This is a genomic window from Zunongwangia sp. HRR-M8, from assembly GCF_027594405.1.
Lineage (GTDB): Bacteria > Bacteroidota > Bacteroidia > Flavobacteriales > Flavobacteriaceae > Zunongwangia.
The window spans coordinates 3,633,649-3,655,262 of record NZ_CP115161.1; the positions used below are offsets into that span (position 1 = coordinate 3,633,649).

Below are 21,614 nucleotides of genomic sequence, written 5' to 3' on the forward strand. Positions count from 1 at the left end.
TTTAAATAAATTTAGTCACAAACTTATTAGCTGAACTTGAATTCTCCAAACAAAACTTTATTTTATTTTTAAAGAATCTAAATAAAAATAATTTTAACATTCGAAAATGGTCTTCTTTAAAAATGAATTTTACATTTGCCTTATTTAGATTTAATAAAAATTAATAATGAAGGTATTTAAACTATTTAGTCTTCTATGTTTTATAACCATTATTGGTTGTAAAAACACCGAATCTGATGCTAACCAATCACAGAGTTCTAAAGAAGAAACGTCAAAAGAGCGAATCGTTAGTCTTAATGGTACGCTAAGTGAAATCATTAGCGAGTTAGGCTATCAGGATCAAATTGTAGCGGTAGATGTTACCAGTATTTATCCTGAAAACTTAAAAGAAAACGCCACCGATCTTGGCCATGTAATGAATTTGAATGTTGAAGCACTGCTTCAGCAAAAACCAACACAGATTTTTGCGGTAAAAAAGGAACTTTCAGCAGATATTATTTCTCAGCTTGATAACTTAGGGGTTCCTGTACATTATTACGAACCAGAATATTCGGTTGAAGGAGCTAAAAAATTAGCAGCTGCCGTTGCTGAAGATCTTAATACAGAAGCACCAGAAAAGATCACTAAAAACATCGAAAATGATATCGATGCATTAAAGGAATTTAATAGCAAACCAAAAGTAATGTTTGTTTATGCCCGTGGTGCTGGTACTTTACTTGTAGCTGGAAAAGAAACACCCGTTGCTAAAATGATAGAGCTTGCAGGTGGTGAAAACGCCATGAATACTTATGATGATTATCGCCCGCTTACTACCGAGGCTGTTGCAAAGGCTAACCCAGATGTTTTATTATTTTTTGATAGTGGATTACAAAGTGTTAACGGCAAAGAAGGTTTAAAAGATATTCCTGGTTTAGCAAACTCGACTGCGGCAAAAAAAGGACAGGTAATTAGCATGGATGGTTTATTACTTACAGGATTTGGACCAAGAACAGGAGAAGCTGCAGCCCAACTAAACGAAAAGCTTAGTCAATATGCAAAATAAGTTTAAATGGTATATGTCTTTAGGTATTATTCTATTGATAGTGGCTTTTATAGCTTCGAGCCTTTTGGGCGTATACCAGTTAAACTGGAATGATTTTATGCTTTTATTTAAAAGCATATTTGATGATACTGTTGCAGTAAATCCTACCGATGCCTATATATTTTTTGATGTACGTATGCCACGAAGCATCTTAGCAATAATTATGGGAGCAGGACTTGCTGTTACAGGAACATCATTACAGGGTATGTTTAAAAATCCATTGGCCACACCGGGAATTATTGGAATAACTTCAGGATCGGCGCTTTTTGCCGCTGTGGCTATTGTTTTGGGTGGTACTATAAAAGAATTTCTTCCTGAAATTTTACACTATTCCTTAATTTCTATTGCCGCTTTTATAGGTGCACTCTTAGTGATGATGCTAGTGTACAGCATATCTTTTAAAAACGGTAAAACGCATGTGGTAATTATGTTATTAGCCGGTGTTGCTATTGCTGCCCTTGCTGAGGCAACTACGGGCTTCCTAACTTTTATTTCTAAAGATGATGAATTACGAGATCTCACCTTTTGGCGATTAGGAAGTCTTGGTGCTGCCAACTGGTCTAAAGTGATTATTCTCTTTATGATCAACCTGATTTGCATTAGTTTTTTGTTAGGGAATGGAAAGGCTTTAAATGCCATGATGCTTGGTGAAGAAAATGCCAGACATTTAGGTATTAATGTAAAAAAATACCATGCTAAAATTATCTGGTTATCGTCATTGGTGATTGGCGCCTCAGTGGCTTTTGCAGGAACCATTGCTTTTGTAGGGCTTATTGTCCCATACATTTTAAGGTTACTTTTAGGATCTGATTACCGGAACGTTTTACCGCTATCTGCCCTTTTTGGTAGTTTATTGTTGCTTACTGCAGATATTATTAGCAGAACCACATTAGCTCCCATCGAAATTCCGATAGGAATTATCACAGCTTTTATGGGCGCTCCGGTCTTTATTTTAATTCTACTTCAATTTAAAAAAGCTCTGTAATGCTAGAAGTACACCAACTAAACATCAGTATCAAGAATAGGAAGTTACTTCAGGATATAAACTTCAGCATAAAAGCAGGCGAACTTTTTGTGATTATTGGTCCTAATGGTGCCGGAAAAAGCACATTGCTTAAGGCCTTAACCGAAGAAATCAACTATTCGGGAGAAATTCATTTTCAGCAAAAATCTATTAAAAATTGGGCCACAGGCAATCTTGCAAAAACAAGAGCTAAATTTAGCCAACATCATCAACAGGATATTCCGCTACGGGTAAGCGAGGTCGTAATGATGGGACGCTATCCTTATTTTGCCAGCAGGCCGGGAATTTACGATCTTAAAGTAGTTTCAGAAAGTTTAGAACTTACCGAGATGAGTCATTTTAAGGATCGTTTGTATAACCAGCTTTCAGGCGGGGAAAAACAAAGGGTGCACCTCTCTCGTGTATTTGCACAGCTAAACAACGAATTTCAGGAAAAATTATTACTACTGGACGAACCACTTAACAACCTTGATATTTATTACCAGCATAAAGTTTTAGAAGCAGTACAAGGTTTTGTAAAAAAAGGAAATATGGCTGCGATCGTAATGCACGACCTTAATTTGGCCGCGCAATTTGCAGATCGCATTCTCTTGCTTAAAGACGGGAAAACGTTAAAATATGGTACCCCCCACCAAGTGCTTACCTCCCAAACCATTTGTAATGTTTACGATTTCCCCTGCAAAGTAATGTCTCATCCTCTTGCACAAACACCTATGATCGTGTTTGGTGAAGAAAAATCAACCTCAATAATTCAAAATATTAACCCATGAGTACAATAAGCTTAAAACAACAATGGGAAACTCTTAAAGAAGAGCAACCTCAACTAAGAATACGAAATGCTGCGCAGGCACTTAATGTAAGTGAAGCCGAATTGCTTGCCACAAAAATCGATAATGGTGTTACTCGGTTAGCCAATAAACCTAAAGAAATATTACAGGAAATTGAATCTTTAGGAAAAGTAATGGCGCTAACCCGCAACGAAAGTTGTGTGCACGAAAGAAAAGGAACTTATTTAAACCCATCGATAAGCAAATCTCCAGTTGGTCTATTTGTGGGGGAAGATATCGACCTAAGAATTTTCTTTATGCACTGGGCTTTTGCTTTTGCTGTTACTGAGATGGCTCGCGGAAAAGAACGTCTTAGCCTTCAGTTTTTTGCTGAAGATGGTATGGCTATCCATAAAATCTACCTAACCCCAAAAAGTGATGTCGCTGCATACTATGCTTTGGTTGAAAAATATAAAGCTGAAGTACAATCGCCAGAATTAAAGACGAAGGTTTTCTCAGAAGAAAAAAATTATAAAAGCGATGATGAAGTAGCTCTTGCCGATTTTCAGAAATCCTGGGAAACACTAAAGGATACGCATCACTTTTTCGGGTTGCTTAAAAAGCACAACATTAGCCGTACACAAGCCTTACGATTAGCGCCTAGCGCCTATTACGCAGACACCATCGATAAGGAAAAGATTGTGAGTATGTTAGAAAATGTCGCGAAACAAGAAGTACCCATTATGGTTTTTGTTGGGAATCGCGGGAATATACAGATCCATACTGGTGAGATCAAAAAAACACTGTGGCACCAACAATGGTTTAATATTATGGATCCAGATTTTAATCTTCACCTAAATATGGAGCAAATTAAAAATTGTTGGGTCGTAAGAAAACCTACCGATGATGGCATCGTGACTTCTATAGAATGTTTTGATGAGAATGAGGAATTGATCGTTCAGTTTTTCGGAAAAAGAAAACCGGGGATTCCCGAAATTAAGGAATGGCAAGAAATTGTGGCGCAACTTCAGTAATAAGAATAACAATAGGCAAGCTTAAGTTTAACAAGTTTGTTCCATAAATGAGCCTGAGGAAATTCCAATATTTTGCGATGCCAATAAATTTTAAGTGATGCTGGAAATCATATTAATCGTTCTGGCAGTTACTTGTTTTTTGATTATCCTGCTTCTTTATAAAGATGGTGGGATGTGTTCTAGTAAGTTTTAAAGTCGAGAAAAGGGATTAAAAGTTTAACTTCTAATCCCTTTTTGAGTTTGTAGCCTCGCCAGGAATCGAACCTGGATCTAAAGTTTAGGAAACTTCTATTCTATCCGTTGAACTACGAGGCCATAAAGCAACACAAAAATAGAAATGTTTTTATTATATAGAATCACTACCCGTTAAAACTTCCCTAAGAATAAAGAGAAGCTCAATTAGAACGTGTAATTTCCAGCTAAATTCAACTTATATAATTATGAAACCAACCGTATTACTTTCTTCATTCTTTTTATTTATTATCACCGCGACCTGTAATAATCAAAATGTAACCAGCAATATGAAGCTCACCGGCTTAATCGAAGCCGCGGGAATAACAACTTATCAATATGGCAGCCATGTCTTAAAAACCGATAATAAAACTTATGCCTTAACTTCAGGAAAAGTAGATCTAACCGAATTGGAAGGACAAACCTATACTATTATCGCAGAAAAAGTTGAAGGGTATCCAGTGGATGGCGGCCCAGAATATTTAAAAGTACTGGAAATCGAAAAATAAATACTTCCCTAAATACAGGCTTTGCGTATGCTAAGATTGTATATCTTTACTTGTTTTATTTATGCCGAATTGCATAAAAAATGAAAGATTAATGGCTATTAGCAACTCCAATTTTTATGAAGATCTGCCGGCGCTAAATATTCCGGTGAGCAAGCTTGTAGGAGATATTGGCAATTTTCATCAGGTTCCAGAAAATTGGCATATAGTGGCAGCAGATATTAAAAACTCTACTGATGCTATTGCTAATGGAAAACATAACTCCGTCAATTTAATTGCTACAGGTTGCGTTATTGCTATGATTAACATTGCATACGAGGCAAAAATAAATATACCTTTCTTTTTTGGAGGTGACGGCGCCGTAACTATAGTTCCCGAAGAAATTTTACAAGAAACGCTGGCTGTGCTTCAGAAACATAAGAGAAATACTCAAAAAAACTTCAAATTAGAGCTTAAAACAGGATCGCTTCCGGTTAAAACTATCTACAAAGAAAATATTCAGCTGAAAATCGCTAAACTTAAAGTGAATGCTGATATGGACATTCCTATAGTTTTGGGAGACGCTCTACATTATGCTGAAGATCTAATAAAACACACCCTTCCAAAACAAGAAATCGTTCCCAATAGTAAAGCGCTGAATCTTGATGGAATGGAATGTAAATGGGACAAAATAAAACCTCCAAAAAAGAACCAGGAAGTAGTAAGTTTAATCGTAGTATCAAGAGATGATCAGGAAACATCTAAAGTTTTTTCTGAAGTTTTAAAGGCTATCGATGATATTTACGGATCCCCAAAGAGAAGAAAGCCTATTTCTGTAAACAGATTAAAACTGAAAGCTAATCTTCGTAAAATTAATGATGAAATGAAAGCCAAGCTGGGTAGATTCTATCTGCCTTATATGTTTAAAAGTTGGATAATTGGGAAATATGGAAAACATATTTGGCTTAAAAAAGAGAACGGAAAAAACTATCTAAAAAAGATGGTGGCCTTAGCTGACACCTTAGTCATCGACGGAAGAATAAATACAGTTATTTCAGGAACACCTCAGCAAAGGGAAGCGCTTACTGGTTACTTGGACAATCTGGAAGATTCAGGAAAAATAAAATATGGAATTTATGTAAGTGAGGAAAGTATCATGTCCTGCTACGTAAGAAACATTAGCACACACGAGCACATTCATTTTGTAGACGGCGGGAACGGTGGATATACAAAGGCAGCTAAAAGTTTAAAACGCAAACTATAGATTGCTGTATTTCTTATTTTTTTTATTTCTTAAAAATGGAAAATTATCCTCCTCCAATTTCCCTTCAAATTAAGGCTAAAACTTATTATTCTTGAATTCATGTTTCATTTTAGCTATATTGAAACCAATTTTGGCGAGCTTTCATAAAAGAGGAAATCGAATTTTATTTTTATAAAATTTCGGGTTTTGAGTATTTATAATCTCTCCACTAATTAAAATCCAATATTTACGTAAATGACAAAAATTAAACTTCGTTTTAGCAATATCGCAATCCTGGCCTTTATTGCTTTTAGCAGCATTGCCCTAAAGGCACAGCAAAGTGAACTTTCTGTGGAAAAAATTATGCAAGACCCAAAATGGATGGGAACGTTTCCTTCCAGAATTCAGTGGGGTATGCAAAGTGAAAATATCTATTTTCAGTATAACTTAGAAAACGATCCCGATGATTCTTTATATAAGATCGATCTTTCTAAACAATCGGAGATCATAAAAGTTTCTCAGCAGGAAAAGGAAAATATGATTCCGCGTTACGGCGATTATAACGACAAGAAAACCGAAATGCTTTTTACTGAAGATGGAAAGCTTTTTTTATATAATATCAGGAAAGATTCTAAAACAGAATTAATAGACCTTGGAGAACGAATTCAGAGTCCTGAATTTATGGCAGACGAATCTAAAATCTCGTTTGTATTAAATGAGAATGCCTTTATCTACGATCTTGACGAAGGTAAGATCACCAAATTAACCAATATCAATAAAGGCAAAAAACCTGAAGATAGAGAAGAAAAACTTTCAGAAAAAAATCAATGGATCCAGGATGAGAATCTTGATCTTCTAAAGGTCGTTAATGAGCGTAAAGAAAAATCTGAAGCTTCTAAAATCTATCGTGAAAGTGTTGCTCAGGAAGAAGATTATGCGTTTTATGCCGGTGACAAACAAATATCCAGGCTTAACATTTCTCCAAACGGAAAGTATGTAAGTTTCAATTTAATTAAAAGAGAACGCGGTGATAATACCGAAGTCCCAAATTATGTAGACCAATCTGGATATACTAAAGATTTACCTGCACGCTCTAAAGTAGGCGACGATAAAACCGAAGTGGAACTGGCTCTTTATAATGTTGAAAAAGATACCGTTTTTATAGTAGGCACAGATGATCTTGAAGGCATCAAAGACCTACCAGATTACGTAAAAGATTATCCAGATAAAGAATGGGAAGAAAAAGTTCGTGAAGTAATTACCTCACCAGCCTATTTTTCTGAAAATGGAGAAAAAGCTATTGTGAGCATTCGATCTAAAGATAACAAAGACCGCTGGATCGCCCAAATTAATCTTGAAGACGGAAGCCTTAACACTTTAGATCGCCAACGCGACGAAGCTTGGATCGCAGGTCCGGGTCTTGGTTGGTCTTTTGGTGGCGGAACTTTAGGTTGGCTGCCCGACAACAGGCATATTTATTTTCAATCTGAAGCTACCGGATATTCTCATTTGTATCTTCTTAATGTTGATAATGGAGAGAAAAAAGATCTCACTCCTGGTAATTATGAAGTTTTTGATCCCGAATTATCTAATAATAAAAAATACTGGTATTTAACCACTTCTGAAGAAGGCCCAGACGTTCGCCATTTTTACAAAATGCCGGTAATGGGTGGTAAAATGGAAAAACTTACCAACATGACCGGTAATAACCAGGTTTATCTTTCTCCTGATGAAAAATATATGGCGATCTACTATTCCTTCAGTAATAAACCCTGGGAACTTTATCTTAAGAAAACAGGGAAAGGAGAAGCAAAACAACTAACTAGCGGACAATCTGAAGCATTTGCCAGTTACGACTGGAGAACTCCTGAACTTATTAAGTTTGAAGCTGAAGATGGCGCAATGGTTCCGGCAAGATTATACACACCAAGCGAAGAAACTAAAAACGACGCTGCCGTTGTTTTTGTGCACGGCGCAGGATATTTACAAAACGTACACCAGTGGTGGTCTTCATATTTTAGAGAATACATGTTCCATAATCTATTAACAGATTTAGGGTATACTGTTATCGATATTGATTACCGCGGGAGCGCCGGTTATGGCCGTGATTGGAGAACCGGGATTTACCGCCACATGGGAGGTAAAGATCTTTCAGACCAGGTAGATGGTGTAAAATATTTAATTGAAAACCATGGAATCAACCCTGAAAAAGTCGGAATTTATGGTGGAAGTTATGGCGGATTTATTACTTTGATGGCTATGTTTAACGAGCCAGATACTTTTGCTGCAGGTGCGGCGCTAAGATCGGTAACAGATTGGGCACATTACAATCACGGATACACCGCAAATATTCTTAATGAGCCAGTAAATGATCCTATTGCCTACCGCAGATCTTCCCCAATTTATTTTGCTGAAGGTTTACAAGGTGATTTATTGATCGCCCACGGAATGGTAGATGTAAACGTACATTTTCAGGATGTAGTACGACTTTCACAACGGTTGATTGAATTAGGAAAAGACGATTGGGAAATGGCGGTTTATCCAGTAGAAGACCATGGTTTTGTTGAGCCAAGCAGTTGGACAGATGAGTATAACAGAATTCTTAAGCTTTTTAATGAAAGTCTTCTGGATAAATAGATATTATGGATATAGACTATGTTAGGAAACAGTTTCCGGCACTCGATAAAGATTTTGTCTTTATGGATAATGCCGGTGGCTCCCAGGTTTTAGGAAAAGTCATTGAGCGTATCAATGGCTATTTGATTCATCATAACGTACAACTTGGTGCATCTTATAAAATTAGCAAAGAAGCTGGCGAAAAGCTAGCTTGGGCAACCAAACAAATCGCAAAATTTATAAATGCCCAGCAAACCGAAGAAATAATCATTGGGCCTTCTTCGAGTATGCTTTTTAGAATTTTGAGTCTCTCCCTTAGCAAAAAATGGCAGGAGGGAGACGAAGTAATCGTCACTAATACAGATCATGAAGCCAATGTTTCTCCATGGACAGATTTGGAAGAAAAAGGAATAAAAATTAAGGTTTGGAAAGCCAATCCAGAAACTATGGAATTAGAGCTTTCTGAACTTAAAAAATTACTTTCAGAAAAGACAAAACTTGTTGCCGTTACACATTGCTCCAATATTTTAGGGACAATAAATCCCATCAAGGAGATTGCTGAAATTACACATCAAAACGGTTCACTTTTCTGCGTAGATGGCGTTGCTTACGCACCTCATCGCCAAATTGATGTCCAAGAACTGGATATCGATTTTTATACCTTTAGCTGGTATAAAACCTATGGCCCGCATTTAGCACTGATGTTTGGAAAGTATGATTTGCTTTTAGAAATGGCCGGGATTAATCACTATTTCTTCAAAAAAGATGATATCCCGTATAAGTTTCAGCCGGGAAACTTCAATTTTGAGCTTACGTACAGTCTTTTAGGAATCACTGAATATTTTAAGGAATTTTATAAGCAACATTTTCCAAACGATAAAGACTCTTCAGTTTTAATGCTGAAAAAATCTTATGAAGTGATTGCAAAGCACGAACAGAAATTAGCGCAAAGACTTCTTGATTTTTTAAATGAAAATCCCAAAGTAAAGATCATAGGAAATCCTGAAGCCGATGCTTCTAAAAGAGTACCTACAATTTCTTTTGTCCACAACGAGCTTTGTAGCGATAAAATTGTTGAGCAAATCGACGAATATCGAATCGGAATAAGATTTGGTGATTTTTACGCCAAAAAACTGATTGAAGATTTCGACTTAACCGAAAAAAAAGGTGTAGTACGTATCAGTTTAGTGCATTACAATACTGAAGAAGAAGTACAACGACTTATCTGGGCGCTAGGCAAAGTAATTTAAAATCTAGACCGCTTCGCTCTTAGATTTTAGAATATAGATTATAGATTAAAAAACAAGGGCTGAAATTCGATAATTTTAGCCCTCGTTTTTTAATTAAATCATGATATGCTAAATCAAGCCCGCCGGACAGACAGGTTCAGCATGAAAATTTGTTTCCTTATCAAATTAATATTTCTGCAAAATTTCAGAAAAAATAATCTCTATCTTGCTTACTCGTCTATATTCTAATCCCTAACAGCACAGCGATCTAAAATCTAACTAATATTATCCCAACGCCTGTTTTAAGTCTTCCACCAGATCATCACCATCTTCAATCCCAACACTTAATCTTATCAAGCTGTCCACAACTCCGGTTTTTTCTCGTTCTTCTTTTGGGATCGATGCATGTGTCATACTTGCAGGATGTCCAGCCAAAGATTCTACCCCTCCTAAAGATTCAGCTAGCGTAAAAACCTTCAAGTTTTCGAGTATCTTAACGGCACTTGCGGTAGTTCCTTCCGTAGTCGAAAAAGAAATCATTCCGCCGAAACCTTTCATTTGCCTCTTAGCAATATCATGATTTGGATGATCTTCAAAACCTGGCCAGTTTACCTTTGCAACTTTGGGATGCTCTTTTAAAAATTGAGCTACTTTTTCTCCATTTTCGCAATGGCGCTGCATTCTAAGATGTAAAGTTTTTATTCCGCGCAACACCAAAAAGCTATCCTGCGGTCCACAAACAGCTCCACTCGCATTTTGGATAAAATATAATTTATCTGCCAGATTTTTATCTTTCACTACAAGACTACCCATCACAACATCACTATGCCCACCAAGATATTTTGTAGCACTGTGCATCACAATATCGGCTCCTAAATCTAAAGGTTGTTGCAAATATGGCGTCGCAAAAGTGTTATCGACGGCTAATAAGATATCATGTTTTTTAGCAATCTTAGCTGCTGCTTCGATATCGATAATATTCATCATTGGATTAGTTGGAGTCTCCACCCAAATCAATTTCGTATTTTCATTGATATGCGATTCGATATTTTCAGCTTCCTGCATCCCAATAAAGTGAAATTTGATGCCTAAATTTTCAAATATTGAGGTAAATAAACGGTAAGAACCACCATAGAGATCGTTGGTACTTATAATTTCGTCTCCGGGTTTAAAAAGCTTCAACACAGCATCGATAGCAGCCAAACCAGACCCAAAAGCCATCCCAAATTTACCATTTTCGATACTGGCTAAAGAACGCTCTAAAGCAGATCGAGTTGGATTTCCACTTCTGGAATATTCAAAACCTTTATGTCCTCCAGGCGTACTTTGTGAATACGTACTGGTTTGATAGATTGGCGGCATTACAGCGTTGTATGCAGGATCTGTATTTTCCTGCCCGCCGTGTATGGTTTTGGTATTAAATTTCATAACAATAATTTTATTGGTTTATAGCGAAAAACCTGCTTTAGAAGCTGATTTTCATTGCTATTAAAAATCTTATTAGCAAAAATAAGCTTCGCATTGGCAATGCCAAAATTGCTGCGTACTTTAGCAAAACAATAACCTAAAACCTGAAAACCATTTTGAAAAAATTTCTTTTTGTGTTGCTTGCCAGCCTTATGCTTTTTGCCTGTGAAGAAGAGAAAAAAGAAGCCCTTGTTTTCACCAATTATAACGTAGAAAAAGCCTACGAAAAATGTAATCCAGAGAAAGGAAACTGCACTTTTGTAAACCTTAATTATCCCGTTGCAAAAGGAAAGGAAAATGTCGCTAAAAAGATAAACGATTCTATAGAAGCTCATATTATCCAACTTGTTTCTGGTTTTAATCCCGATGATAAGCCTGAAACTATGGAAGAAATGGTAGATGGTTTTATTGCAAATTATGCTTCTTATCGAGAAGATTTTCCAGATTCTGATATTCCCTGGGAGGCGACTGTTTTTGCTGAAATCACTGAAGAAAACCCAAAATTGCTAAGCATCGATTTTAATGCTTACACCTTTACCGGAGGCGCGCATGGCTACGGAAGCAACACGTATATGAATTTTAATCCTGAAACCGGGAAAGTTTATACTCACAAGGATTTATTTACTTCAGAATTTAAAGATTTCGTAGAAAAAGATTTCAGAAAAAAAGAAGATATCCCGCAAGATAAAAACATCAACAGCACCGGAATGTTCTTCGAAAATGACGAATTTCATCTTCCCGTTAATATTGGGTTTAGAGACGATAAATTGATTTTAACTTACAATCCATATGAGATCGCCGCTTATGCTGAAGGACAAAAAACTTATGAATATAATATGGAAGAAATCTCAGAATATTTGAAAATAGATTTTTCATTAACCGAATAAATTGCAGAAGCTCTTATAAAGTTTTTTCTTTGCAATCTTAAATTGATATAAAATGAAAAAGATCTACTACCTGTCTACCTGCGATACCTGTAAACGCATTTTAAACGAGATCGAAGCTCCGGCAGCATTTGAGCTTCAGGACATCAAAACCAATGCTATTACAAAAACGCAAATAGAGGAAATGCAAAAACTTGCGGGTAGTTACGAGTCACTTTTTAGCAAAAGAGCAAGACTTTATAAAGAACGTGATCTTAAAAACAAGAATCTTAGCGAAGAAGATTACAAAGCTTTGATCCTGGAACATTATACCTTTTTAAAACGTCCCGTAATAATTAACGATGATGAGATCTTTATTGGCAATGCTAAAAAAAATGTAGCGGCCGCTAAAGATTCTATTCATGGATAAGCGTTTGCCGGCGATCCTCGCCGCAATTGGTGCCAGTGCAATCTATGGTTTAAATCATACTATTGCCAAAGGCGTAATGCCCGCACATATTGAAGCTTTTGGCTTTATTATGCTTCGGGTTTTAGGTGCTGCTATTTTATTTTGGTTATTAAGTCCGTTTGCTCCAAAAGAAAAAGTCGATAAAAAAGACTGGCCACGAATGTTGGCTTGCGCAATTTTTGGAATGTGTATAAATATGCTTTTCTTTTTTAAAGGATTAAGCCTTAGTACACCAATTAACAGCTCCGTAATAATTACCCTTTCCCCCGTAATGGTGTTGATTTTAGCTTCTTTTATTCTGAAAGAAAAAATCACGCTTATTAAAGGAATTGGTATTGCTATGGGACTTTCTGGAGCATTAGCCTTAGTGCTTTTTAGCAGCGATAGTGTTTCTAATGCACCTAATATTCCCTTAGGAAATTCGATGTTTATTATTAATGCTTTTTCGTACGGACTTTACCTGGTGATCGTAAAACCGCTTACCAAAAAGTATCATGCCATCACCCTTATGAAATGGCTTTTCTTAATGGGTGTTATTTTAAATCTGCCGGTTACTTATTCTGAATTTGTTGCGGTAGACTGGTTTCATTTACCATTCGATGCGATTTGGCGAATGGCTTTTGTCGTCGCCGGAACAACATTTTCTACCTATTTGCTCAATATTTATGCGCTAAAACAATTATCAGCCTCAACAATAAGTGTGTTTATTTATCTACAACCTTTAATTGCCATAATCTATGCGATCCTGGTTGGTGCCGATCAATTAACCACCATAAAAGTTGTAGCCGGATTATTGGTATTTGTTGGTGTTTATCTGGTTAGTTTTAAGAAAACAAAAACCCGGGCATAGCCGGGTTTCTAAAAATATAGGTTGAAAATCGATAATTTCAGCTTGCTTTATTTAAGCAATTCTGGATCGATATCTTTCGGTTTTCTACCGTGTTTTCTGGTATCTTCTTTTGTAAGCACTTTAAAATCTTCAGTGTGTGGCAGGCTATCCAGATTTTTAATCATTTCAGAAGGTAATCCTGTTAATTTTCTTGCTTTAAGATCGATCCAACCACCCATCATTTCACAACTTGCAAAATTTCTTCCTTTACTGTCATAGAAATTATGCACAAATTCAAAATACATTCCGTCTTCAGAAAGTCCTTTTAACTGAAGGCTCACTTTTACCGGCTCGCCTGCAAAAACTTCTCTAAAATAATATACATGCTCATAAAAAACTACCGGACCAAGATTGTGCTTTGCCAGATCTTTTTGTCCAAATCCATTTTCCATTAAAAATGCCATCCTAGTGTGGCTCATAAAGTTAATGTAAGCCGTGTTGGCTAAATGCCTGTTCGCATCTATATCGCTCCAGCGTATCTCGAATTCTTTAGTGTACATAATTTTTCTTTTCTTTTCAATTTTGAAGAACGGCTAATTTACAAATATTCGCTATGCATGCATAATTAATTTTAAGCATCGAAATTCGAAAACTATTAAATTACCCTTAAGAAAATACCGCATGAAATTTTTCAAATATATTTTTTCAAGGCAATCCTAGTTAACAAAAAGTACGCAAGCCAAAAAGGTTAAATAGAACAGCTTTTTTGAATATTCGAGGCAAGTCAAATGAAATTAAATCCTGAATGGGATAATAAATATCGAGTAAAAAAAATTTCGCAAATTTGGCAAATGCCAGTGATCGAAAGTAATTATACCGCTCCGCCTCTTTTTAAAAACGCGCATATCGCAACCATTTATGCCGCAACGCTTAGAAAAGTAGATTTTAAGTCTGAAAAACGAAAACGCTTAGAACTTAAAGATGGTGATTTTTTAGATTTAGATTGGGCTTTTTCTAAAACTCCATCTAAAAAATTAGTAGTTGCCATGCATGGTTTGGCAGGCGATGCCAACAGACCGTACATGCTGGGAATGGGCAAAATTTTTACTGAAAATAACTGGGATTACTGCGGAATGAATTTTAGGAGTTGTAGCGGTGAAATAAACCGATTATACCGCAGCTACAATGCCGGCGCTACTGAAGATCTCGAAGAGGTTTTGGCGCATATTTTAACCAAATATAACTACACTGAAATTGCTTTGGTTGGTTTTAGCCTTGGCGGTAATCTTTTGCTGAAATATCTGGGAGAGCGCACTATACTTCCAGAACAAGTAAAAGCTGCCGTTGCGGTTTCAACGCCATGTGATCTTGCAGCAAGCCTTAAAGCATTAAATTTGCCCCAAAATAGATTGTACAGTAATCGCTTTAAAAAGAATTTGAAAGATATACTTTTTGAGCGTCAAATGGCATTTCCAAAAGAACTTGAAAAAAAGCAAATATCAGCTTGTAATTCGTTACTAGCTATCGATGAGCTGTACACCAGCCGTGCACATGGTTATACCTCTGCGGCTGAATATTACGAAAAGTGCAGTTGTCTTCAGTTTTTACCCAATATTAAGATTCCAACGCTTTTGCTAAATGCTGAAAATGATAGTTTTCTCACTTCCGCATCATTCCCTAAGAAAATAGCCAAGAACTCTAAATTTTTGCATTTAGAAATCCCAAAACATGGCGGTCATGTAGGTTTTATTCAGCATAAAAAAATCTATTACCAGGAAGAAAGAGCGCTTCAATTTATCCAAAATCAGCTTTAAGATTTCAGTAGAAACCATTGTTCAGCTAAATTTTTCTATAGCCTTTGCGCTGCCTAAGAATTGATTATCTTTGCACAACCGTAAAAATGAAGCATGATTCAATCTATGACAGGTTTTGGGAAAAGTGTACTACAGCTTCCCAATAAAAAGATTACTATAGAAATTAAATCTTTAAACAGCAAAAATCTGGATTTAAATGCCAGAATTCCTTCGCAATATCGTGAGAAAGAATTGGTGATGCGTAACACGATATCCTCTGCTTTAAAAAGAGGAAAAGTAGATTTCTCACTCTATGTAGAGCAAACAAGCGATGAGACTTCAGCTTCAGTAAATGCAGCAGCGGTAAAGAATTACATTAAGCAAATGCAAGATTTAAAGTTACCAAATGTTGGTAGCAAACATGATGCCCAGCTTTTAGAAATCGCAATGCGCCTTCCTGATGCGTTAAAAACAGAACGAGAAGAGATTGACGAAACAGAATTTGAGGCTATCGAAAAAGCACTTTTAGAAGCATTGGCTGAAATTAATGAGTACAGAACTGCAGAGGGCGCTGCTTTGGAAAAAGATCTAAAAATTCGTGTAAACAATATTGGTAATCTACTGGATGAAATTATGCAAATTAATCCAGAGCGTGTAGATAATGTTCGTGAGCGGCTTCGTAAAGGAATCGAGGATCTTAAAGAGAATGTAGACGAAAATCGCTTTGAGCAGGAACTGGTTTATTACATTGAGAAATACGATATCACGGAAGAAGAGGTTCGATTAAAAAACCACCTTGCTTACTTTACTGAAACTTTAGATACAAAAGATAGCAACGGTAGAAAATTAGGATTTATCGGCCAGGAAATGGGACGTGAAATAAACACCATTGGTAGCAAAAGTAACTACGCCCCAATGCAGCAGCTTGTAGTGCAAATGAAAGATGAGCTGGAAAAAATAAAAGAACAAGTCTTAAACGTATTATAACAGCATTCAACCCAAAATAAAGCACAGCACCATGAAAGAAGGGAAGCTCATCGTATTTTCAGCTCCGTCTGGTTCAGGGAAAACCACTATTGTAAGACATCTTTTAAAGCAGGAAGAATTAAAGCTAGATTTTTCGATTTCAGCAACATCTCGTGATCCTCGCTCTAACGAAATTGATGGAAAAGATTATTATTTCTTGTCTTTAGAAGACTTTAAAAAGAAGATTAAAAACGACGAATTTCTAGAGTGGGAAGAAGTTTACCGTGATAATTTCTACGGAACTTTAAAAGCTGAAGTAGAGCGAATTTGGGCAAAAGGAAAGCATGTTATTTTTGATATCGACGTGGTGGGAGGATTAGACATTAAGAAGATCTATCCTGAAAGAACACTGGCTGTTTTTGTAAAACCACCAAGTATCGAAGAATTAAAGATCAGGTTAAAAAAGCGTAAAACCGAGTCGATGGATAAAATAAATATGCGTGTTGCCAAAGCAAGTATCGAGCTTGCCACTGCACCACAATTTGATTTTATTATCGAGAACAACGACCTGAAAGTGGCATTGGAAGAAGCATATAATTTGGTTTCAGACTTTATAAAAAAGTAAGATGAATAAAAAAATCGGACTTTTCTTTGGCACCTTTAATCCAATCCATATTGGGCATGTGATCATTGCAAATCATATGGCCGAATTTTCTGATTTGGATGAAGTATGGCTGGTGGTTACCCCGCATAATCCACATAAGAAGAAAAGTACGCTTTTAAATAACCATAATCGTCTGGATATGGTTTTTATGGCCTGCGAAGAATTTGAACATCTACAACCCAGCGATGTAGAGTTTCGATTGGAGCAGCCTAATTACACCGTAAAAACGCTGGCGCACCTTCAGGAGAAATATCCTACCAACGAATTTTGTCTTATTATGGGCGAAGATAATTTAAAGACGTTCCATAAATGGAAAAATTATGAGGTGATTTTAGAAAATCATTCGCTGTATGTTTATCCAAGAAAATCTGGCGGAAGGGTAGAAAATCAATTTAAAGATCATCCAAAAATTACCAGAGTGGATGCGCCTGTTATTGAAATTTCAGCAACATTTATTCGAGATTCAATAAACGAAGGTAAGTTTATAAAACCCATGTTACCACCTAAAGTATGGGAATACGTAATCCATAACAATTTTTATAAGTAGCCGAAAGAAAAGCATAAGCTAGACTTTAGCACAATTCGCTACTGGACCATAATATTACTACAAATTAAAAAACCGCCCTGTATTTCTCATACAAGGCGGTTTTCAAACTAAATAACCAACCAAAAAACTAAGAACTTCTTCTTTGCGTAGAAGAAGCGCTTTATAATAACGCCTTCATTTCTATTAAGATTGTCTTTAAGATCACTTATTTACTGTTAAACTTTTATTATACTTTCTTCAATTACTGCTTAAGATCCCGTCTTCCCTTATAATATCTTTAATTTTGCTATTACAACAAACCTTAAAAATGAATACAGTTCCAAACATAGCAGTTATTGGCGGAGGAAGTTGGGCTACTGCCATTGTGAAAATGCTAACAGAGAATCTTAATAAAGTGCATTGGTATATGCGCAGTATTTATGCCATAGAACATCTAAAAAAGCATGATCATAATCCTAACTATCTTAGTGATATTGAGTTTGATATTAATCAACTTCAGCTTAGCAACGACATTAATGAAATTGTTAGCGCGGCAGATATTTTAATCTTTGCTATTCCCTCTGCATTTTTAAAATCTGAACTAGATAATTTAAGCGTGTCATTAAAAGATAAGATCGTTTTTTCAGCAATAAAAGGAATTGTTCCAGAAAGTAGTTTGATTGTTGGAGAACATTTTAATAAGTTCTACGATATCGAATTTGAAAATATTGGTGTAATTACCGGGCCTTGCCATGCTGAAGAAGTTGCACTAGAGCGATTATCTTATTTAACTATCGCCTGTAGCGACGAGGAAAAAGCAAAGATGCTGGCCGGTTTCTTATCTAGCGATTATATAAAAACAAAAACAAGTGACGATATTGTAGGAACCGAATATGCTGCTGTTTTAAAAAATATTTATGCTATTGCTGCCGGAATCGCACACGGGCTAGGATACGGCGACAACTTCCAGAGTGTACTAATGAGTAACGCTATTCGCGAGATGAAAAAATTCATTAAAAAAGTACACAAAATGAAGCGTAATATAAACGACTCGGCTTACCTGGGCGATCTTTTAGTTACCGGATATTCTGTATTTAGTAGAAATAGAATGTTTGGGAATATGATCGGGAAAGGTTATACCGTAAAAAGCGCACAAATGGAAATGAGTATGATTGCTGAAGGTTATTATGCTACAGATAGCGCCTACAAAATTAATAAAGAACGCAAAGCTAAAACCCCTATAATCAACGCTGTTTATGCTATACTTTATGAAGGTAAAAATCCTAAAAAGACCTTTAAAAAACTGGCCGATAAATTAGACTAGCCAAAAAATTATAATTACTACTATAAAAAAGCCTCTGTTTCCAGAGGCTTTTTTATTGGCACCGCCAAAGGGTATAATACCCAGAGGCTTGCCTCGAAATTAAAAATTTGTTTTCAACGAATGCCTCGATAGCTTACCCCGAGGTAGTTTACTTAAAATTATTCAGCTAAAATGCCCAATTTGGGAATTAGCGGTATCTCTTTTTTAAGATCTTCTTTTACGCTGTTCTTTTTAAAGATAAAAGTTTTCTCAAACATCTTATTATCCACAAAAAAAGTGATCTGATACTCGTTATTAAGCTGTAAAACTTCATCCTGAATAAACTCGATCTTGGCGAAAGAATGTGGCGGTAGCTTCTCCAGTTTATGGCGCATTACTGAAGTTTCTTTTTTTCCGTCGTAACCTTTAGAAACGATAAGGATCATTTCTATTGTAACATTTTTATTATTGATAATGTACGCATTCCACTCCTCTGCCTTAAATGCTTCATTAAACTCTCTTACTGCAGCAACATGAATTTTTTCAACTTTAGGAATCTCAATATCCTTTTTCAAAACTTAATCTTTTATTATTCTTTATCAAACTTGTCTTCCCACTTATGTTTAATCATCTGCCATAATATAAATAATACAACAGCAGCAACTGCAAGAACAATTAAACCAATTGTCAATTTTAAAACAGCAATTGCCAAGTAGATGGCCAAGCCTAAAATTATACCCGCCAAAATTAAAAAACTAGTCTTTTTCATGAGTTTTATTTTGAGGCAATTTCGTCTTTTTAGAAAAGCCATTCTCTCAAAAAACTCACAAAATTAAAGTATTCGATGCTATTAGATTGACGATTTAAACTGCTCTAAGAATCGCACGTCGTTTTCATAGAACATACGAATATCGCCAATTTGATAGAGTAGCATTGCGATTCGCTCTATTCCCATACCAAAAGCAAAACCAGAATATTCTGTTGGATCGATGCCACAATTTTTAAGTACGTTAGGATCTACCATACCGCATCCCATAATCTCTAACCATCCAGTCCCTTTGGTAATTCTATAGTCGGTTTCTGTTTCTAAGCCCCAGTAGATATCCACCTCGGCACTTGGCTCGGTAAATGGAAAATATGAAGGTCTTAATCTAATCTTAGATTTCCCAAAAAGCTGTTTTGTGAAATATAAAAGCGTTTGTTTAAGATCTGCAAAAGAAACATTCTTGTCGATATATAATCCTTCTACCTGGTGAAAAATACAGTGGGAACGAGCTGAAATTGCTTCATTTCTAAATACACGACCAGGAGAAATTGTTCTAATTGGAGGCTCATTTCCTTCCATATATCTTACTTGCACAGAAGATGTATGCGTTCTAAGCAAAATATCTGGATCTGTTTGAATAAAGAATGTATCCTGCATATCTCTTGCAGGGTGATATTCTGGTAAGTTTAATGCCGTAAAATTATGCCAGTCGTCCTCGATCTCTGGACCTTCAGAAACATTAAATCCAATATTCGAAAAAATCTCTATGATTTGATTTTTAACTATTGAAATGGGGTGACGTGAGCCAATTTCTAAAGGTTCTGAAGGACGGGAAAGATCACCGTAAATTCCTTTTTCCTCTTCAAGACTTTCTAATTTGTTTTTAAGTTCTTCAACTTTATCCTGGGTAGAAGTCTTTAGTTCGTTAACCGCCTGTCCAAAATCCTTTTTTTGTTCGTTAGGAACGCTTTTAAATTCAGCAAAAAAACTGTTAAGGATTCCTTTTTTCCCTAAATATTTAATTCTGAAATTTTCTATTTCATCTTTTGTCGTCGCATTAAACGCTTTGACATCAGCAATATGTTCCTTAATCTTATCAATCATAGATACAATTCTTATAAGTTGGCAAATTTATAAAAATTTACGTCTTTAAGCTGTATTAAAAACCGATAAAACCTGAAGGGAAATTTAAGAAATTAGGGTTCTAAATTAGAGGTTTTGGCATCCAGATAAATATACTTCATTAAAAAGAAAACAGTGAAAGCACCGAAACTGTGCCACAACCAATGGGTTCCCATCGAAAAATGAATATAGCGATCTAAAGCTCTAAAACTTATCGCTACAATAAAGCTTAATACTGCAAAGGCCATAAATTTAGCATGCTTGAATTTTGTTTGCCATACATGTATTGCAATAGGCAAAATTACACCTATCGCAGAGGTAATATATCCATAGTTTTCTCCATGCGTTTTAAACGGAATAAACTTGATACCAATAACAAGAAAGAGCACCAAAACCATTAAACCAACTACCTGTCTCTTTTTATTACTGGCCTTTGAAGCAAAATAAAGTGAGGATGACAAACACAGTATCACAATAGGCACCCAATCCATTAAAAGCCATATTTCGTGACTTCTGGTAGCATGATAAATGGTTCCGCCAAGCCAGCCTATAAACAAAACCGGGAGCGCGAAACTTAAGAACCACTGCTCTCTATAATTTCTATAAACGCGATAGGAGAAGTAAATTACAATCGCTATAAAAAATATGTTACTAAGCGTATTAAAGGGCTCTACGGGAAATCTTCCCAGCACCGTTTCCCTGTAAATTGGCCCCGAATCATTCGGGTGATCGGCGAAAAGCAACAAGTTCATGTTTTAAGAAATATAATCCTTCTCCAGAAAATAATTTACAATTGCCTCTTTCATTAAAATACTTTGCTCCCCTGCTTTTAGATTTGGTAATTGCTCCAGGACTTTATAATGTGGCCAGCCATCATCATCAAAATAATCAAACTCGTAATAACCATAAGGTTCTAAAAGTCTACAAATAGCAATATGCATCAAGTCTACCTTTTGATCTTTTTTAAAACGACGATGTACCTGCCCCAGTTCTTGCACCCCTATAATATAAATAACCGCGTCTAGTTCCATATTTTCGCCATCAGCAAATTGAACTGCTAATTTTTGCTGAAGATTTTCCCACCGCTCTTTTAATTTTTCGTCTCTTGCCATGATGCAAATATAGGTTTTGAAACC

The 21,614-nt window shown here is 36.0% G+C and carries 23 protein-coding genes and 1 tRNA gene; 16 read left to right on the plus strand and 8 right to left on the minus strand.

Annotated elements, in window-relative coordinates; translation table 11 throughout:
* The first annotated feature begins 166 nt into the window (after positions 1-166).
* The 4 genes from PBT89_RS15790 to PBT89_RS15805 are packed head-to-tail and all read left to right on the plus strand — an operon-like array spanning position 167 to position 3,906.
* Positions 167-1,042: a heme/hemin ABC transporter substrate-binding protein gene (locus PBT89_RS15790; RefSeq protein ID WP_270062672.1), complete on the plus strand. Its 876-nt coding sequence runs from the start codon at positions 167-169 to the stop codon at positions 1,040-1,042.
* Positions 1,032-2,066, plus strand: coding sequence for a FecCD family ABC transporter permease (locus tag PBT89_RS15795; RefSeq protein WP_270062673.1), 1,035 nt, complete (start codon positions 1,032-1,034; stop codon positions 2,064-2,066). The genes PBT89_RS15790 and PBT89_RS15795 overlap by 11 nt, the downstream gene beginning before the upstream one ends.
* A complete protein-coding gene (locus PBT89_RS15800; protein ID WP_270062674.1) occupies positions 2,066-2,875 on the plus strand; it encodes a heme ABC transporter ATP-binding protein in 810 nt (269 codons plus the stop codon). Before PBT89_RS15795 ends, PBT89_RS15800 begins: the two co-directional genes overlap by 1 nt.
* Positions 2,872-3,906, plus strand: a complete 1,035-nt coding sequence (locus PBT89_RS15805) for a hemin-degrading factor (protein ID WP_270062675.1) — start codon at positions 2,872-2,874, stop codon at positions 3,904-3,906. Before PBT89_RS15800 ends, PBT89_RS15805 begins: the two co-directional genes overlap by 4 nt.
* Positions 3,907-4,149: 243 nt before the next feature.
* Here the strand turns inward: PBT89_RS15805 and PBT89_RS15810 are convergent.
* Positions 4,150-4,221: transfer RNA gene (locus tag PBT89_RS15810), tRNA-Arg, on the minus strand.
* A 125-nt stretch (positions 4,222-4,346) separates the two neighbouring features.
* Here PBT89_RS15810 and PBT89_RS15815 point away from each other — a divergent pair.
* The 4 genes from PBT89_RS15815 (at position 4,347) to PBT89_RS15830 (ending at position 9,731) form a co-directional block, all read left to right on the plus strand.
* Positions 4,347-4,646: a hypothetical protein gene (locus PBT89_RS15815; protein WP_270062676.1), complete on the plus strand. Its 300-nt coding sequence runs from the start codon at positions 4,347-4,349 to the stop codon at positions 4,644-4,646.
* A gap of 91 nt (positions 4,647-4,737) precedes the next feature.
* Complete coding sequence (locus PBT89_RS15820) at positions 4,738-5,886, plus strand: DUF3095 family protein (RefSeq protein ID WP_270062677.1); 1,149 nt, start codon at positions 4,738-4,740, stop codon at positions 5,884-5,886.
* A gap of 234 nt (positions 5,887-6,120) precedes the next feature.
* Positions 6,121-8,502, plus strand: coding sequence for a S9 family peptidase (locus PBT89_RS15825; RefSeq protein WP_270062678.1), 2,382 nt, complete (start codon positions 6,121-6,123; stop codon positions 8,500-8,502).
* A 5-nt stretch (positions 8,503-8,507) separates the two neighbouring features.
* Positions 8,508-9,731 (plus strand): cysteine desulfurase-like protein, encoded by a 1,224-nt coding sequence (locus PBT89_RS15830; protein WP_270062679.1) that lies wholly within the window; start codon positions 8,508-8,510, stop codon positions 9,729-9,731.
* A gap of 264 nt (positions 9,732-9,995) precedes the next feature.
* Here the strand turns inward: PBT89_RS15830 and PBT89_RS15835 are convergent, their stop codons facing one another.
* Positions 9,996-11,138 carry a cystathionine gamma-synthase gene (locus PBT89_RS15835; RefSeq protein ID WP_270062680.1) on the minus strand — a complete coding sequence of 381 codons (1,143 nt, stop codon included), beginning with the start codon at positions 11,136-11,138 and terminating at the stop codon, positions 9,996-9,998.
* A 155-nt stretch (positions 11,139-11,293) separates the two neighbouring features.
* Here PBT89_RS15835 and PBT89_RS15840 point away from each other — a divergent pair, with 155 nt between their 5' ends.
* Genes PBT89_RS15840 through PBT89_RS15850 form a run of 3 tightly spaced genes read left to right on the plus strand, consistent with a single transcriptional unit; the run spans position 11,294 to position 13,359 of the window.
* Positions 11,294-12,064: a DUF3298 and DUF4163 domain-containing protein gene (locus PBT89_RS15840; protein ID WP_270062681.1), complete on the plus strand. Its 771-nt coding sequence runs from the start codon at positions 11,294-11,296 to the stop codon at positions 12,062-12,064.
* A 52-nt stretch (positions 12,065-12,116) separates the two neighbouring features.
* Positions 12,117-12,470 (plus strand): arsenate reductase family protein, encoded by a 354-nt coding sequence (locus tag PBT89_RS15845; RefSeq protein WP_270062682.1) that lies wholly within the window; start codon positions 12,117-12,119, stop codon positions 12,468-12,470.
* Positions 12,463-13,359, plus strand: a complete 897-nt coding sequence (locus PBT89_RS15850; protein ID WP_270062683.1) for a DMT family transporter — start codon at positions 12,463-12,465, stop codon at positions 13,357-13,359. The genes PBT89_RS15845 and PBT89_RS15850 overlap by 8 nt, the downstream gene beginning before the upstream one ends.
* A 47-nt stretch (positions 13,360-13,406) precedes the next feature.
* Here PBT89_RS15850 and PBT89_RS15855 read toward each other — a convergent pair whose 3' ends face one another.
* Entirely contained in the window at positions 13,407-13,898 is a 492-nt protein-coding gene (locus tag PBT89_RS15855) for an acyl-CoA thioesterase (protein ID WP_270059946.1), read from the minus strand.
* A gap of 228 nt (positions 13,899-14,126) precedes the next feature.
* Here PBT89_RS15855 and PBT89_RS15860 point away from each other — a divergent pair, with 228 nt between their 5' ends.
* From PBT89_RS15860 to PBT89_RS15880, 5 genes are all read left to right on the plus strand, one after another.
* Positions 14,127-15,152, plus strand: a complete 1,026-nt coding sequence (locus PBT89_RS15860) for a YheT family hydrolase (protein ID WP_333474142.1) — start codon at positions 14,127-14,129, stop codon at positions 15,150-15,152.
* A gap of 93 nt (positions 15,153-15,245) precedes the next feature.
* The gene (locus tag PBT89_RS15865) at positions 15,246-16,118 is read left to right on the plus strand and encodes a YicC/YloC family endoribonuclease (RefSeq protein WP_270059944.1); all 873 of its coding nucleotides are present in this window, start codon (positions 15,246-15,248) and stop codon (positions 16,116-16,118) included.
* A 31-nt stretch (positions 16,119-16,149) separates the two neighbouring features.
* Entirely contained in the window at positions 16,150-16,722 is a 573-nt protein-coding gene (gene gmk, locus PBT89_RS15870; protein WP_270059943.1) for a guanylate kinase, read from the plus strand.
* A gap of 1 nt (position 16,723) precedes the next feature.
* Positions 16,724-17,308, plus strand: coding sequence for a nicotinate (nicotinamide) nucleotide adenylyltransferase (gene nadD / locus PBT89_RS15875; protein ID WP_270062684.1), 585 nt, complete (start codon positions 16,724-16,726; stop codon positions 17,306-17,308).
* A 307-nt stretch (positions 17,309-17,615) separates the two neighbouring features.
* On the plus strand, positions 17,616-18,611 hold the full coding sequence (locus tag PBT89_RS15880; RefSeq protein ID WP_270062685.1) for an NAD(P)H-dependent glycerol-3-phosphate dehydrogenase: 996 nt from the start codon (positions 17,616-17,618) through the stop codon (positions 18,609-18,611).
* A 158-nt stretch (positions 18,612-18,769) separates the two neighbouring features.
* Here PBT89_RS15880 and PBT89_RS15885 read toward each other — a convergent pair whose 3' ends face one another.
* From PBT89_RS15885 to PBT89_RS15905, 5 genes are all read right to left on the minus strand, one after another.
* Positions 18,770-19,165 (minus strand): hypothetical protein, encoded by a 396-nt coding sequence (locus PBT89_RS15885; protein ID WP_270062686.1) that lies wholly within the window; start codon positions 19,163-19,165, stop codon positions 18,770-18,772.
* Positions 19,166-19,179: 14 nt separating this feature from the next.
* Complete coding sequence (locus PBT89_RS15890; protein WP_270062687.1) at positions 19,180-19,359, minus strand: hypothetical protein; 180 nt, start codon at positions 19,357-19,359, stop codon at positions 19,180-19,182.
* Between the two features lie 81 nt (positions 19,360-19,440).
* Positions 19,441-20,460 carry a phenylalanine--tRNA ligase subunit alpha gene (gene pheS, locus PBT89_RS15895; protein ID WP_270062688.1) on the minus strand — a complete coding sequence of 340 codons (1,020 nt, stop codon included), beginning with the start codon at positions 20,458-20,460 and terminating at the stop codon, positions 19,441-19,443.
* Positions 20,461-20,552: 92 nt separating this feature from the next.
* Positions 20,553-21,230: a ceramidase domain-containing protein gene (locus tag PBT89_RS15900; RefSeq protein ID WP_270062689.1), complete on the minus strand. Its 678-nt coding sequence runs from the start codon at positions 21,228-21,230 to the stop codon at positions 20,553-20,555.
* A 3-nt stretch (positions 21,231-21,233) separates the two neighbouring features.
* A complete protein-coding gene (locus PBT89_RS15905; protein WP_270059936.1) occupies positions 21,234-21,590 on the minus strand; it encodes a hypothetical protein in 357 nt (118 codons plus the stop codon).
* Positions 21,591-21,614 lie beyond the last annotated feature (24 nt).

Coding starts and splice junctions, on each gene's coding strand:
- PBT89_RS15790 (WP_270062672.1), top strand. CDS start 167: ATGAAGGTATTTAAACTATTTAGTCTTCTATGTTTTATAACCATTATT.
- PBT89_RS15795 (WP_270062673.1), top strand. CDS start 1,032: ATGCAAAATAAGTTTAAATGGTATATGTCTTTAGGTATTATTCTATTG.
- PBT89_RS15800 (WP_270062674.1), top strand. CDS start 2,066: ATGCTAGAAGTACACCAACTAAACATCAGTATCAAGAATAGGAAGTTA.
- PBT89_RS15805 (WP_270062675.1), top strand. CDS start 2,872: ATGAGTACAATAAGCTTAAAACAACAATGGGAAACTCTTAAAGAAGAG.
- PBT89_RS15815 (WP_270062676.1), top strand. CDS start 4,347: ATGAAACCAACCGTATTACTTTCTTCATTCTTTTTATTTATTATCACC.
- PBT89_RS15820 (WP_270062677.1), top strand. CDS start 4,738: ATGGCTATTAGCAACTCCAATTTTTATGAAGATCTGCCGGCGCTAAAT.
- PBT89_RS15825 (WP_270062678.1), top strand. CDS start 6,121: ATGACAAAAATTAAACTTCGTTTTAGCAATATCGCAATCCTGGCCTTT.
- PBT89_RS15830 (WP_270062679.1), top strand. CDS start 8,508: ATGGATATAGACTATGTTAGGAAACAGTTTCCGGCACTCGATAAAGAT.
- PBT89_RS15835 (WP_270062680.1), bottom strand. CDS start 11,138: ATGAAATTTAATACCAAAACCATACACGGCGGGCAGGAAAATACAGAT.
- PBT89_RS15845 (WP_270062682.1), top strand. CDS start 12,117: ATGAAAAAGATCTACTACCTGTCTACCTGCGATACCTGTAAACGCATT.
- PBT89_RS15850 (WP_270062683.1), top strand. CDS start 12,463: ATGGATAAGCGTTTGCCGGCGATCCTCGCCGCAATTGGTGCCAGTGCA.
- PBT89_RS15855 (WP_270059946.1), bottom strand. CDS start 13,898: ATGTACACTAAAGAATTCGAGATACGCTGGAGCGATATAGATGCGAAC.
- PBT89_RS15860 (WP_333474142.1), top strand. CDS start 14,127: ATGAAATTAAATCCTGAATGGGATAATAAATATCGAGTAAAAAAAATT.
- PBT89_RS15865 (WP_270059944.1), top strand. CDS start 15,246: ATGATTCAATCTATGACAGGTTTTGGGAAAAGTGTACTACAGCTTCCC.
- gmk (WP_270059943.1), top strand. CDS start 16,150: ATGAAAGAAGGGAAGCTCATCGTATTTTCAGCTCCGTCTGGTTCAGGG.
- nadD (WP_270062684.1), top strand. CDS start 16,724: ATGAATAAAAAAATCGGACTTTTCTTTGGCACCTTTAATCCAATCCAT.
- PBT89_RS15880 (WP_270062685.1), top strand. CDS start 17,616: ATGAATACAGTTCCAAACATAGCAGTTATTGGCGGAGGAAGTTGGGCT.
- PBT89_RS15890 (WP_270062687.1), bottom strand. CDS start 19,359: ATGAAAAAGACTAGTTTTTTAATTTTGGCGGGTATAATTTTAGGCTTG.
- pheS (WP_270062688.1), bottom strand. CDS start 20,460: ATGATTGATAAGATTAAGGAACATATTGCTGATGTCAAAGCGTTTAAT.
- PBT89_RS15900 (WP_270062689.1), bottom strand. CDS start 21,230: ATGAACTTGTTGCTTTTCGCCGATCACCCGAATGATTCGGGGCCAATT.
- PBT89_RS15905 (WP_270059936.1), bottom strand. CDS start 21,590: ATGGCAAGAGACGAAAAATTAAAAGAGCGGTGGGAAAATCTTCAGCAA.